Raw genomic sequence first — 15,459 nt, 5'->3', positions numbered from 1 at the left:
ATTGCGGCTATTATATCATGTAAAAATTTACATTCAATGCAAAAAAGCGGAACAGCCCAAGCTGTCCGCTTTTGATCACGATTGAATAATCGGATGCTGATTTAATATCGCAAAAATTCGCTCTGCCACTTCTTCCGTATGGGACAGCAGAAACATGTGCCCGCCGTCAAATTCGTGGAAAATGATGTCTTCCGCCCATTTCTTCCAGCCTTCCGCATCCCGAAGGCACTTTTCATCATTATGCCCGTTAAAAACATGCACAGGCGATTGGATCGGGGCTGCATCTTGAAGCTCAAATTGCTCAAGAGCCCGATAATCTGACCTGAAGGAAGGCAGAAAAAAGGACATGACCTCCTTATTTTCCACAAGCTCCGCGGGCATTCCGCCTAATTTGATAAGATGATCGAGGAACTGATCATCAGGCAGATGGGACACTTTCTTCCGTTGAATATGCGGCGGCTGTATGGCTGAAATGATCACCGCCTGCGGAAAGATGCCTTCACGCTCCAGCTTTTGCGCCAGCCTGAAAGTGATCATCCCTCCCATACTGTGTCCAAACAGCACAAACGGCCGATCAGGACGAAGATTCAATTCTTGCTTGTACAAATCAGTCAGCTCTTCTAGATTCTCAACGGCTGATGTTTGTTGATTTGTGCCATGTCCCGGCGGCTCGGCAGCGAGCATCTCACACTCTCCCTGCAAAAAAGCATGGAGAGGGCGAAATGACGCCGAGTATCCGCCAGCAAATGGAAAACAGATAAGCTGTTTTTTTTCCGACGTATCAAATGATTTGAAGAGTTGGCTCATGGCTGTCTCCTCCTTTCACCACTTCAATTAAGAAACCGTTACGGTTTGTGTATTAAGTAATTCGCGCAAAATCCCGGCATTCCTATCTAATATTTCACCCTGCAGCATTTCAGCGTGTGTTCCGAAGCCTCTTTTCACACGGTAAACACCTGTTGTAGCCTCTTCCCACGATGTAAGCCATTCTGGCATATCAAAATCAACATCGGAAGTCAGGAGATCAATATCAGCCTTTACCTGTCCTGTGCTGATCAGATTGACGTAATATGAGTAGAAGGCGTGTGTTTTTTGTTTAAGGCCTTGTTTGACGGCTTCGCTGTTGAGTGCTTCATTATCCCGATTGACATTCATCAGCGCTTCGACATCACTCTCAACCGTTCGTCCATCCAGATCGCTGATACCTTGTTTTTTATAGGAATCCACCATGATGATCCGCTGAACAACGCGCCCTTGTTCTTCAAGTCTTTTAGCAGCTTCAAACGCCAGGCTGCAACCAGCTGAATATCCGAACAATGTCAAAGGCCCTTCCGGCTGAAGTTTATGAATCAAATCTGCATAGCGGTCAAGGCGGTTTTCCTCCTCAATGAAATCAAAGGCGCATAGTTTATATGACGGCAGGCGGCTGGCCAGGTTTTGGTACATGAGGCCATAGCCCAAGACCGGCGGGAATGCGAAAATGGTCTGCTCCTGGTGAGGATTCATGATCGTGACATCTTGCAATCCATCTGAGCCCCCGTTTTTCAAATACGCTGAAATGCCGGCGATTGTCGGCGCTTCAAACAAAACTTTTACCGGAAGATCGATTTCGAGTTCTTTCTTGATGCGGGAAGCAGCGGTCATCGCCTTTAAGGAGTGCCCGCCGAGCGCAAAGAAATCGTCATGAATGCCAACCTGCTGTATGCCGAGGACTTCAGTCCAGATGTGTGCGATCTTTTCTTCTGTCTCGTCTCGCGGGCCAATCCATTCTTCAGCCAGCTGATCCTGATCCGGCTTTGGCAGCAGACGTTTATTGACTTTCCCGTTTGTTGTTAAAGGAAGCTCGTCCAAAAATGTAAACGTCTGCGGCACCATGTAGGCAGGCAGCTGTTTTTTCAGATGCGCCTTTATGTCCTCAGCTGAAAGCTGCGCCCGGTTTACGAGGTAGGCATTGATTGCTGCATCACCAGACTCATGGCGATCTGCTACAACAACCGCATCTTTCACCCCTGGATATTCCTGCAGCTGCTTTTCAATTTCTTCAAGCTCAATCCGGTGTCCGCGTATTTTGACCTGATCGTCAATACGGCCGGCGTATTCTATCGTTCCATCCGGCAGCCAGCGCGCTAAGTCTCCTGTGCGGTAAAGCGTTTCTCCCGGCTTAAACGGGTTCGAGATAAACTTTTGCTTCGTCAGATCAGGACGGTTGATATACCCTTTTGATACGCCCATTCCGCTGATGCACAGTTCACCGACCGCTCCGAACGGCTGAAGCTGATTTTGCTCGTTGAGAATATAAACATTGGCATTGCTGATCGGCTTTCCGATCGGCAATGAGGAGGTGGAATCCGGCAGTTCATGCACGACGTGAGCTGTCGCAAATACCGTTCCCTCAGTCGGCCCATAGCAGTTAATCAGCTTGCCCGGTCCCATGATCCGCAGTGCTTTTCTGACGTGCGGCACAGACGCGCGCTCACCACCGAATAACACGCAACGAAGCCCCTTCAGCCAATCCTCTCCCGCATCGGTGAGAAGATTAAAAAGTGCAGTTGTCGCAAACATGACATTAACCTTCTCTTGCTGAATCAGATTAGTGAGGCGTTCTGTATCAAGCAGTGTATGTTCATCTGCGATAATGAGCCTTGACGCATTCAGTATTGAAGCGTAGAAGTCAAAGGTAAATGCATCAAAGGCATAATTTGAAACGGATAAGAACGTGTCTTTTTCAGAAAACGCCATGTAGTCTACATGCTTGACCAGTCCTTGAATATTGGCATGCGTAGTGATATTGCCCTTCGGCTTTCCGGTTGTGCCGGACGTATACATAATATATGCCGGATTATTAGGATCAATTGCGGTTGCAGGATCGCTTGCCTGTTCCTCAAACCGCGCTTGATCATCGATGAAGAGCGTTGTTCCTGTATATGGAAGCTGAGCCGCTTTTTCTTTCATCTCCTGATGTGTCAGCAGACAGGCTGCCGAGCTGTCAGTCAGCATATACGAGATTCGGTCCTCCGGCAGCTTCGGATCAACCGGCAGATAAGCCGCTCCGGCTTTTAATACGCCGAGAATGCCGATCACCAGTTCAAGCGAGCGCTTCGTGTACAGCGCGACAACGGAGCCTTTGCCCGCACCTTGTTTTTGCAAACGGCGCGCAAGGCGGTTCGCTTCCTCATCCAATTCGCGATAGGAAAGGGTCTGGCCGGAATATGTAAGCGCCGGAGCATCAGGGTGAACATTCACCGCTTCCTTGAACCAATCCGTCAGAGGCCTTGCCTCATGAGTTTGGGCCGGCGGGTTTAAGCCGGTAAGCAGCAGCTCTCTTTCCTTTTCATCAACAAGATTGATCGTGCTGACAGGCTGGTCCGGCTTCTCGATAAGCTGCTGAATCGCTGTGAGCAGCTGAGATTTCAAGCGCAGGATAAACGCCTCATCAAATACATTTTCATTATAGGCAAGCTTAATCAGCATCTCTTCCCCAGGGGAAGCCATCAAATTGAGATCATAATTCGACTTCTCAAAAACATGAACATCTTCCATCTCAAAGCCGTTTTCATTGTTTTCTTTATTTTTTGCATCCTGAAGCGGGTAATTCTCAAAGACAATAACGTGGTCAATCAGCTTCGGCTGATCGGCCTGGCTCTGAATATCATAGAGCGGCACATATTGATGCGGCTCAGACTGAAGCGATTGCTCCTGCAACTGCTTGAGCAAACCATTAAATGTCGTATCTTCAGACAGCTTCACCCGTCTCGGGACGACATTGATAAACAGGCCGACCATCTGTTCAACGCCTTTGATTTCCGCGGGACGCCCGGAAACAACTGTTCCGAAAGTTAAATCTCCAGACTGCTGATAGCGGCTGATCAATACGCTCCAAACTGCCTGCAGTGCCGTACTCAACGTGGTATGCTGCGATTTTGCAAGCTCGGCAAAGGCCGTTGTTTCCGCTTCCGGCAGTGAGAAGAGCAGCTCTTTTGGCTCGTATTCGCCCTCTTGTTTCTTTCTTTGCTCCGCAAATGTCGTCTGTCCTTCAAAACCTTCTAAGTACTCTCGCCAATAACACAGCGATGCTTGTTTATCCTGCTTTTCAAGCCACTTGATGTAATCTTTATACGGCTTGGCAGGCGGCAGGCTGTACGGCTTTTGCTGGCGCAGAGCATTGTATACCTTAAACAGATCCTGCACGACGATACCAAAGCACCAGCCGTCTAAAATCATGTGATGGTAACTCCACACCCATTCAAAGCTGTCGTCAGCTTTTTTGAAAATGGCTGCCCGCATGGGAATATCCCGCGTCAAATCAAAGCCCTTGATCTTATCCTGTTCTTTATATTCATTGATTTTGGCTGTTTGCTCACTGGCCGATACATGTGTCAGGTCGATTTCTTCTATTTGAAACTGCCGTTTTTTCAATACGACTTGTACAGGCCTTTTTACTTTTTCATGAATGAACACGGTACGAAATACATCGTACCGGTCCATGATCACATTCATGCTTTCTTCAAGGCATTTAATATTCAAGCTTCCTTTTACTTTCATCGTGATTTGTTCAAGATAAAAGCTCTGGCCGGGATTCAGGATGGTATGAAACAGCATCCCTTCCTGCATCGGCGATAGGTAATACATATCTTGAACCTGATCCTTGCTAAATTGACTCATATGTTCCGCTCCCGCCTTCTGTAATTCCTTTGCGTTTTACTTTAAATTCTCCTCAAGCATGTCAAAGATATCGCCCATCTCATCCATTCCAAGGTCTTCCGCACTGAAGTCGCTCGGCGTGAATTCCTTGTCTTCTTTTTCCGTGCAATGGCGGATCAGCATCAGGAGATTTTCTTTAAAGCGCTCCATTTGTTGCTCGACTGTAGCTTTTTCAAACTCTTTCTCATTGTAAGAGCAGGAAAGCACAAACCGGCCGTTTCTGATCATGCCGCTGAAGCTTAAAGCGTACAGTGCTTCTGATTCCTCACTTACTTGGCGTCCCATATCGAAAGCGGATGGCTCAAAGAAGTCGGTTTTTACTTCACTGTCGAATTGGCCTAAGTAGTTAAAGCTGATCTCCGGCGTGAAGCGACTTGTTTCCGCTGTTTCTGTGATATAACGGAGAATGCCGTAGCCAACCCCTTTGTTCGGAATGCGGCGCAGGTTTTCTTTAACTGATTTGATTATGGCTGATGTATCTTTTTCAGACATGTCGAGCATGACAGGATATTGCGCCGTAAACCATCCGACTGTTCTGGAAATGTTCACATTCGGGATCACATCCTCCCGTCCGTGCCCCTCCAGGTTAATACCGATTTTGGCATCGTTTGTCCATTCCTTCATCGTCAAACCGAGCGCGCTAAGAAGAATATCGTTGATTTCAGTTCCATATGGCTGATGAACATCTGTTAAGAGATGTTTGGTGTCTTCTTCTGTTAATTCACAAAGAACAGATGATGTATGCTTGACGATCCGCTGCTCTGTTTCATAATCCTTCGGCACAGGAGAAACCTGTTCGGCGTCCATTTTCGACCAGTATTCAGCCTGCTGTAAAAGCTCAGCTGATTGGCTGAATGCCGCCAGTTCATCCGCCCAATCCTTAAAGGAGTTTGTTTTTTGCGGGAAGACAATGTCCTCTTCTTTCTCAGCCTGCATATAGCCTGAAGCAAAGTCTTCAAGCAAAATCCGCCATGATACACCGTCGACCACGAGATGGTGGACAGCTATGAGCAAGTGGTCGCCAGCTTCCGTACGATATTGCTCCGCCTTGAGAAGCGGTCCGTTTTGCAGATCGAGACTGCTTTGCAGCCTATTCGCGAGAATCTTGATCTGGCTTTTCAGCATGTCTTCATCAGACCCGCACACATCAATGATTTCGAAGCTGATCTCGCTTTCGCTGATCGGTTTATAGGCTTGAAGGATCTCTCCGTCTTCCTCACGATATACCATGCGAAGTGCGTCGTGATGCTCGATCAGCGCTTGTAATGTTTTTTCCACTCGTTCAGGGTCAAAGCCCTTCGCGGCGTGAAGCATCACTGATTGGTTCCAGTGGTGCTTGTTCGTGAAGTTCTTTTCAAAGAACCAGCGCTGGATCGGCGTCAGGGTGACTTCGCCTTCCACAGGGCCTTGGTCTGCCTGTTTGCCTTCGGCACGCTCCACATATTGGGTCAGCTCCTCGATCGTCGGGTGCTGGAAGAGGTCTTTCATTTCCAGCTTCCAGCCGTGCTGGTTCAAGCGGCTCGCCATCTGGATTCCTTTAATGGAATCTCCGCCGAGTGAGAAGAAATTGTCGCTGACACCGATTTTTGTTACACCGAGCACGTCCTGCCAAATGCCGGCAAGCAGCTCTTCCATGTCGGTCGTCGGCGCTTTGTATTCTTCGCTTCCCGCTTCGATGTCCGGCTCAGGCAAGGCTTTGCGGTCTACTTTGCCGTTTGCCGTAACCGGAAGCTCATTCAGCGTCACCCAGAACGCCGGGATCATGTAGTCCGGCAAGGTTTCCTTCAATGCCGCTTTCAGCGCTTCAATATCAGCTGATTCCGGTGTGACATACGCCGCGAGCGCTGTATTGCCGCCTATATCTTTGACAGCTGTCACCGCCGCATCCTGCACGTCGGAAAGCTGGGCGAGCTGGACTTCAATTTCTGAGAGCTCGATTCGGTAGCCGCGAACCTTGACCTGCTGGTCGATCCGGCCGATGTATTCGATGCCGCCGTTTGCCCATTTCACCAAATCACCGGTGCGGTACATGCGTTCACCCGGCACAAACGGATCAGCGACAAACCGCTTCGCGGTTTCGTCTTCCCGGTTCAGATAGCCGCGCGCCAGTCCGCGTCCCGCCACACAAAGTTCTCCGGCTACGCCTTCCGGCTGGACTTGATCGCCCGCGCCGAGAATGTACACTCTCGTATTGGCGATCGCCCGTCCGATGGAAAGCGATCCTTCCTCCGGATTGATGTCCGCGCTTGTGGCGACAACTGTATTTTCTGTCGGCCCATAGTTGTTGACGAGCGTGTAAGGCTGTTTCACGGCACGCTTCAGCTTGTCTCCTCCTGTCAAGAGGACACGGAGTGAGGTGTTCTCAAGCTCCATGAACTGTTCCGCCAGCTGCGTCGGCAGGAACGTGATCGTGACGCCGTTCGTTTCGAAATAATCGTTCAGGCGGACGATATCAAGGCGGATCGCTTCATCAATGACGTGAAGCTCGGCGCCGATGGTCCAAGTCGGGAACATCTCCCAAATGGAGGCGTCAAACCCGAAGCCCGCGTACTTCGCACTGCGGTCCTCCGCTGTCATATAGAACGCGTCATGATGCCAGAAGCACAGGTTGACAAGCGCATGGTGTTCAACCATGACCCCCTTCGGCTGTCCGGTCGTTCCAGACGTGTAAATCATGTAGGCGAGATTCTCCGCTTTTGCAGCTGTGAGCGGGTTTTCCTCGTCATTTTCATCAAGCGGCAGGCTTAAAATCGTGCGATCGCCGTCGAGAAGAATAACGTCTCCCGTAAAGCTTTCCGGCACTGAAATGCCTTCCTGCTTCAAGAGAAGCTTCGCGCCGCTGTCTTGTAAAATATAGTCAATCCGCTGATCCGGATAGTCAGGATCAATCGGCACAAACGCCGCGCCAGCCTTTAAGACGCCGAGCACTGCGGCGGACATTTCCAGCGACGGCTTCGTGAGAACGCCGACGCGCTCATCCGCCTGAACGCCGCAGTCAATCAGAATCCGCGCAAGACGATTTGCCTTGGCATTCAGCTCGCCGTATGTCCATGACTGGCCGTTGTATGTGACAGCCGGTCGGTCTTTGTGGCGCTGAGCCGTTTCTTCAAATAGCTGATGAACGGTTTTGTCTGTCGGCACAGGCAGTGTTTTTCCTTTCCATGCCTCAAGAAGCGTTTGTTTTTCTGTTTCAGTAACGAGTGACAGGCTCGAAAGCGGCTGGTTCGGGTTTTTCGCAACAGCCGATAGTAAACGGAGAACGTATTCGCTCCATTTTTCAGCCGTTTCTTTTGAGAACAAATCAGTCGCATATTCGAGATGCAGGCCGATGCCGTTTTCATCAGTAAATCCGCCTAATGTCAGGTCAAACTTGGACGTTCCCTGATGAGATTCGTAAGGTGAAATGCTTAAATTTTGTAATGCAAGCTGCTCTTTATCAGGGTTTTCTGTCGTCACCATCACGTTAAACAATGGATTCCGGCTCATATCCCGAGGAAGATCAAGCTGGTTAACCAAGTCCTCAAATGGATATTCCTGATGCTCCAGCGCTGACAAATTCGTCTGCTTCGCTTGCTCCAGAAGCTCCGTAAATGTTTGCTGCTCTTCCGCATCCATTCGTAAGGCAAGCGTATTGACGAACATTCCCGGCATATTTTGGACGTCTGCATTCGTCCGCCCGGCAGTAACGGAGCCGATAACGATATCCCGCTGGCCGGAAATTTTGCTTAAAAAGACGTGGAATACAGCGTGAAGCACCATGTGCAAGGTCGTTCCGGTTTCTGCGAGCAGGTTTTCTACCGCCTTTGCCGTCTCGCTTCCCGTACGGAAACGGACCGTATCCCCTTTAAAGCTTTGCACAGGCGGACGAGTGTAATCGAGCGGGAGATCAAGCTCTGGCAGCTCCCCTGAAAGAACCGACAGCCAATACGCCTCATGCTTCTTCATCCGCTCCTTTTGCTCTGCTTCATGTTGCCAAACGGCGAAATCTTTATAATGAAGCGCCGGCTCCTGCAGCTGTTCTCCTTTGTAAAGCATGGCTAATTCTTTTACAAAAATGCCTCTTGATACGCCATCTGCGATAATGTGATGCATATCTAAAAGCAGCAAATGTTTTTTCGCTCCTAATCGAAGCAATACAGCACGAATGAGCGGTGCATCGGTTAAGTCGAACGGCCGGATAAATTCCTTGATTTTTAAGTCCGCTTCGTTTTCTTCCGCTTCAAACACGTGAAGATCAATGGCCGCTTCCTCCATAATGCGCTGAACAGGCTCCCCGTCGGCTTCCGTAAAGGATGTTCGCAATGACTCGTGGCGATTCACAAGCTGATTTAGTGCGTCGCGCAAACGCGAAACATCAAGCTCACCTTCCATCAGAAGAACAGACGGCATGTTGTAGCTGATCGTCTGCCGGTCAAGCTGATTCAATACATACATCCGTTTCTGCGCGGATGACAATGGATACGTATCCTGTTTGTCAGCAGGTTTGAGCACATGATAGCCGCCTGAAACTGCCGATGCCTCCATATAAGCCGCCAGCTGGCGAACATTCGGCTGTTCGAACAGCGATTTCAGCGGTACATTTTTCTCCAATTCAGCCTGAATGCTGGCAATGAGCATCATTCCTTTTAATGAATGGCCGCCTAGATCGAAGAAATTGTCATCAATGCCGACCCCATCTATGCCAAGCGTTTTCTGCCAAATGCGGCATAGGCTCTTTTCAAGCGCTGTTTCTGGTACGGCTGAGACCGTGCGTCCGGATTGTGCTGCGTTCGGCTTCGGCAATGCGTTTCTGTCGGTTTTCCCGTTTGCCGTCAGCGGAATGGCGTCTACTTGCACAAAGAAGGCTGGAATCATATGAGTCGGCAGTGTTTGCGAAAGCTGGCTGCGGAGCTCTGCTTTTTCAATCGTTTGATCAGCTGTGTAATATGCGCAAAGCTCTTGAAGTCCGCCCTCGGAAACTGTAAGCACAACTGCTTCATGAATCCCATTTAGGCTGAGCATGACCGTTTCAATTTCTTTCGGCTCAATGCGGTATCCGCGGATTTTCACCTGATCATCAGCCCTGCCGATAAATTCAAGCGTACCGTCAGAAAGTCTCCGCACAACATCCCCGGTTTTATACATAAGGCTGCCCGGTGAATATGGATTTTCAACAAAACGCTCGGCTGTCAGCTGAGGTCTGTTGAGATATCCTCTTGCAAGTCCCTGTCCTGTGACATAAAGCTGGCCGTTCGCTCCTTGAGGCACAAGCTTTAACGACTCATTTAAAACAAGCGCGCCGGCATTTGCAATCGGCCGTCCGATTATCGGGCGTTTCGCGAATGCGTCCGGGTCTGACAAATCAACCCGTCCGGCGATGGCGCCAATGGTTGCTTCAGTCGGACCGTAATGATTGATAAAGCCGGTATGCCCATACACGTTGCGGAAGGCGAGAACATCAGCCGGGATGATTTTTTCTCCTCCCAAAACAATCAAGCGCAGGGATTCAAAGTGCGGCTCTTTTGTAAAGCTGGCCGTGTTCACGATCGTATGGAACAGAGACGGCGTCAGTTTGATATAGGTAATCCCGTGTTCCTTGATATAGCGCCCCATTTCATCCGGCGCCGTATAGGTTTCTTTCGGCACAATGTGGAGCTCGCCTCCTGCCAGAAGCACAGGGAACATGCTCGTATAGCCCAGGTCGAATGCGTAAGACGAAAGCAGTACAGACTTATCACTATCAGTCAGGCCTGCCTCCTCATGAAACCAAGAGACATAGTTTGTCAGATTGCGATGCTCGATCTGCACGCCCTTCGGCTTCCCGGTCGTACCAGACGTATAAATGACGTAAGCCAGATTGCGAGATTCGGAAATTGGTGATGGGCGTTCCTTGCTTTCATTTCTCCATTTACCGTCAGCAAGGTTAACGATTGTCCCTTCATATTGCCCAATCGCCGTCATGTTTCTTTCATTTACAACCGCAATTCCCGCTCCGCTGTCCTCTAATGAATAGCGGATGCGTTCTTCAGGCGAATCAGGATCGATCGGAAGGAACGCCGCCCCTGCTTTCATGACACCAAGAATTGATACCATAACCTCAGCTGACCGATCCATAACAATGGCGACGATGTCTTCTCGTCCTGCCCCTTGTGCACGAAGATAGTGCGCCAGCTGGTTCGCCTGTTCATCCAACTCGCGATAGGTCAGCAGATTTCCGCCATACCTCACCGCAGGAGAATCAGGTGTTTGCTGCGCCTGTTTTTCGAAAAGAGTCGCAAAGGTTGCTTCAGTAATTTGTGTCATATGTCTTTCGTCAAGCAAAGCAGCTGTTTCAGCTGGTGAAAGCAAGTCTACATCAGACAAGCGTACGTTCGGATTGGCTGCGGCTGCTTTTATGATATTGACAAAATGGCTGCTCCAGCGGCGGATCGTCTCGTCCTTAAACAGGGCAGTCGCATAGTCAAAGCTCAGACCGATATCTTCTTCTCGTTCGACCGCTTCCAAAGAAAGATCAAATTTCGCCACATGATGAAGCATGGAATAGGAGGAAATCTGCAAATCTCCTAATCTCAATGAAGGAATCTCCATATTCTGCATATTGAACATCACGCTGAACAGCGGACTTCTGCTTGTATCTCTTGTCAGCGGAAGTTTTTCAATCAGCTCCTCAAGCGGATAGCTCTGATGCTCGAAGGCTTGAAGGCTTGCTGTTTTGACTTCTTCAAGGAATTGCGCAAAGGTTTTATCCTCGGCAGGCGCTGTTCTGAGTGCGACCGTGTTGACAAACATCCCCGGTACACTTTGCAGATCAGGATGTGTTCTTCCCGCAGTCGGCGAGCCGACAATGATATCGTCCTGTGACGCGTACTTAGAAAGAAGCACATTAAATGCCGCCAATAAAAACATGTACATGGTCGTATCCGTTTCTGCCAAGAGTGACTTGACTTGAGCCGTCATCTGTTTATCAAGCCCGAACATCACACGCTCTCCTGCAAAGCTCCGTTCAGCAGGGCGTTCAAAATCCGCCGGAAGATCAAGAATCGGCAGCTCGCCTTTAAAGGTATCGAGCCAGTATGCTTCATCCTTTTGATGATCAGCATGTTCTTTGTGCCAAACAGCGTAATCTTTATAATGAATCTGCGGAAGTCCTGGATCATCACCTTGATACAATTTGGCAAGATCGCCGATCAATATGCCTGTTGAACTGCCGTCAGTAATGATATGGTGCATATCAATGAGCAGCAGGTGGCGTTTTTCGTCAAGCTGGACAAGCTTCGAACGGACGAGCGGTGCGCGGTTTAATTCAAACGGCTGAATGAACGATTTGATCATTTCCTCCGCGTCTTCTTCCCGTCCCTTGGCAGCCTCCAGCTGGAACGATATGTTTTTATGAACGATTTGCACAACTTCTCCGTCGATCATGTCAAACGATGTACGGAGGATCTCGTGCCGGTTGATTAACTGCTGAATTGCGTTTTCAAGCTGGTCTTTATCTACTGCTCCCTCCAGCAAAAGTACAGCGGGGACGTTGTAGCTTGTATTCGTTTGTCCAAGCTGATTGAGAATATACATTCTCCGCTGGGCAGGGGATACAGGATAATGCTGCTGATAAGGTGCTTGCCTGATCGGTTCAAACGACTGCCCCTCCTCGCTTTCATTCTCATCCAAATACAGAGCCAGCTCTTGAATGGTCGGCTTTTCAAAAAGCACTTTAATCGGTACTTCTTTATGAAAATGCTCTTGGATTTTTGCCGTCGTCATCATCGCTTTCAAAGAATGACCGCCGATCATAAAGAAGTTATCAGTAACGCCTGCTTTGACGCCAAGTATTCCTTCCCAAATCTCCGCTAATTTCTTTTCACTCTCTGTCTCTGGTGCTGCATACTCTGATTGCACGGCTTCTGATTCAGGCGCAGGCAGTTCTTTTTTGTTAATTTTTCCATTCGGCGTAAGCGGCAGGCTGTCCATTTGAATCAAATGGGCAGGAACCATATAGTCAGGCAAAGATTGAGACAGTGTTTTTCTCAGCTCGCTCACAGATACTTCACGATCCGCCGTAAAGTACGCGCAAATTTCATTTTCATCTGCTTTGTTTTTGCGGATGATCACAGCAGCCTCTGTCACATGCTCTGCCATATTCAGTTTTGTTTCAATTTCGCCAAGCTCAATACGGAAACCGCGCACCTTCACTTGGTTGTCAATTCTGCCTAAAAATTCGATATTGCCATCCGGCAGCCATCTTGCCAAGTCACCAGTGCGATAAATCCTTTCACCCGGTCTGTACGGGTCTTCAAGAAATTGCTTCTCCGTCAGCTCAGGAAGATTCACATATCCTCTCGCTACCCCGATTCCGCCGACGCACAGCTCTCCGGGTGCGCCAATTGGCTGGAGACGCTGCTGGTCATCCATGATGTAGGCAGTCGAGTTTCCGATAGGTTTTCCGATTGGAATCGAGCCGCTATACTCACGGTCAATGAGAAAACTTGTTGAGAATGTCGTGTTTTCTGTCGGGCCGTATCCGTTCCACAAGGAAAGCGATGATGATGCCTGTTTTACTTTGTTGACAATATGCGGTACAAGCGCATCTCCGCCGATGATTAAATGGCGTAACGTGCCAAACATGCCGGCATCCTTCGTGGCAAGCTGGTTGAATAATGGTGACGTCAGCCACAGTGTCGTGATTCTCTGCTCGCGCAGGAATGCCGCAAATTGTTTCGCATCAAGCAGTGTCTCTTTTCTGACCGGATAAAGTGCTGCGCCATTCAGCAGCGCGCCGAACACCTCAAAAGTGCCCGCATCAAAGCTGACAGCTCCCGTTTGTGCCATGCGATCTTCTTCAGTAACAGAAACGTAGCCCGCATTTTTGACGAGGCGCAAGATGCTTTTATGTTCGATCATGACGCCTTTCGGTTTGCCCGTCGAACCTGATGTGTACATGATGTATGCCAAATCAGACGGGGAGGATGGCAGATTGAGATTGTCAGCTGCTTCGCTCTCTTCAATACCGCTGTCCAGTGCAAGAACCGGCACTTGCAGCTGTTGTGCCTGTTCTGTATATGTCTTTCCGGACAATGCAATCCGAACGGAGCTATCCTTCGCCATGAAACGAAGACGATCCTCGGGAAGCGCCGGATCAAGCGGCACATAGGCGGCTCCTGCTTTTAATACAGCCAGCATGCCGATAACGGTTTCTATTGAGCGGTCGTTCATAATCGCTGCCGTTTCCCCTTTTTGAAGACCTTCTTCGATGAGCTTTCTCGCCAGACGGTTAGCCGCTGTATTCAGTTCACGGTATGTGAGCTCGGCTCCTTCACATACGACGGCAGTGCTTGCCGGCGTGCGTTTCGCTTGCTCTTCAAATACTTGATGAACAGCCATTCCTTCAGGGAGTTCAGCTTTCGTGCTGTTAAACTCCTCGACAATTTGCCGCTGCTCTTCACCTGCCACAAGCCCGTACTCACGGACAAAAGCGGCCGGCTGATCGACAGCTGCTTCCATCATGCGGGTAAGGTGCTCCGCTGCACGTTTAATAAAAGCGGCATCAAAAGCGGCTCCGTTATATTTCATTTTGACAGTCCACGTTTTCCCCGGATACACAATCAGGTTGAAATCGAAGCTCGTTTGCTCGAATGCGCTTTCTACCTTGATGGAAAATCCGAGCCTGTCTTCCATGCTGCCATTTTCAAGCTCTTGATCAAGCGGATAATTTTCAAACGCAACCAGATGGTTTAAAAGATTGCCATCAAGATCTGAGCGTTTTTGAATCTCATAGAGCGGAACGTAATCATAGCGCTCCGCCTCTACTGCATGCTGCTGAACCGCTGAGAAAACATCAGCAAAAGCAGCCTCTCGTTCAACCTTTACCCGCACTGGAATCGTATTGATGAACAGTCCTGCCATCGTTTCAATTCCGTTGATTTCAGACGGCCGGCCTGATACGACCGTGCCGAAAACAACATCATTCGTAAAATTGTATTTGCTGAGAACGATGCCCCAAACGGCCTGAAACAGGTTAGGCCCTGTCACTTGGAAGCGGTTAGCCGTTTGCTGGATGCGGGAAACCAATGTCTCATCCCACGTAAATGAATATTCTTTGTTAACGTATTCGCCTTTTTTTTCAGGCAAGCGGCCCGGGAGCACGCTCGGCTGTTCAAAACCAGCCAAGCGTTCGCTCCAGTAGCTCTCTGCTTCTTCATTGTCCTGTTTTCCAAGCCACTTGATGTAGTCGGAATAAGGCTTGCCCTGCCCATTTGCAGGTGTCTGTCCTGCTCTGAGTGCTTCGTAGTTTTGGAACAGGCTTTTCATGAGGACCCCCATGCTCCAGCCGTCCATCATAATATGGTGATTGCTCCAGACCAGATACAGCTCATCTGTACCCAGACGGAAAACTGCCACTTTGAACAATATGTCTTTTGCCAAATTAAAGCCTTGGCGCTGCACATCTTGTTTATAACGTTCAATGTACTCTTTCTGGCCGTTCGCATCCGTATGACTGATATCCTCATAGTGCACCTTTGTTTTGCGTTCCGCTAACACGACTTGTCGCGGCTTTTGCAGCTGCTGGTGCACAAATACCGTACGGAGAATATCGTATGACCGGATTAATTCATTGACGCTTTTCTCAAAGATTTCAAGATCAAAAGCACCGTGAATCCCAAGTTCTAATTGTGTGAAGTATGAGGAAGAATGCGGATCAAGCATTGCATGATACAGCATTCCCTCCTGCATCGGTGTCAGCGCGTACACCTTTTGAATCGATTTTTTGTTCATATGCCACCT

Annotated in this window: 3 protein-coding genes; all 3 read right to left on the bottom strand. The window is 49.2% G+C overall.

Features of this window, described 5'->3' with window-relative positions; genetic code table 11:
• Positions 1-75: 75 nt before the first annotated feature.
• From srfAD to srfAB, 3 genes are read right to left on the bottom strand one after another with little or no spacing between them, the layout of a single operon-like run.
• On the bottom strand, positions 76-807 hold the full coding sequence (gene srfAD / locus AAGG74_RS20180; protein WP_429676967.1) for a surfactin biosynthesis thioesterase SrfAD: 732 nt from the start codon (positions 805-807) through the stop codon (positions 76-78).
• Positions 808-834: 27 nt separating this feature from the next.
• Positions 835-4,662, bottom strand: coding sequence for a surfactin non-ribosomal peptide synthetase SrfAC (srfAC, locus tag AAGG74_RS20175; protein ID WP_429676966.1), 3,828 nt, complete (start codon positions 4,660-4,662; stop codon positions 835-837).
• Between the two features lie 36 nt (positions 4,663-4,698).
• Positions 4,699-15,450 (bottom strand): surfactin non-ribosomal peptide synthetase SrfAB, encoded by a 10,752-nt coding sequence (gene srfAB, locus AAGG74_RS20170; protein WP_429676964.1) that lies wholly within the window; start codon positions 15,448-15,450, stop codon positions 4,699-4,701.
• Positions 15,451-15,459: the final 9 nt, after the last annotated feature.

The sequence above is a fragment of the Bacillus mexicanus genome (assembly GCF_050445615.1).
GTDB lineage: Bacteria > Bacillota > Bacilli > Bacillales > Bacillaceae > Bacillus > Bacillus mexicanus.
The sequence above is the reverse complement of the archived record's forward strand: the minus strand, read 5'-3'. Positions and strand labels throughout refer to the sequence as shown.

What these genes read in the sequence shown, in the direction of transcription:
- srfAB (WP_429676964.1), bottom strand. Translation starts at nt 15,450, where the DNA reads ATGAACAAAAAATCGATTCAAAAGGTGTACGCGCTGACACCGATGCAG.
- srfAC (WP_429676966.1), bottom strand. Translation starts at nt 4,662, where the DNA reads ATGAGTCAATTTAGCAAGGATCAGGTTCAAGATATGTATTACCTATCG.
- srfAD (WP_429676967.1), bottom strand. Translation starts at nt 807, where the DNA reads ATGAGCCAACTCTTCAAATCATTTGATACGTCGGAAAAAAAACAGCTT.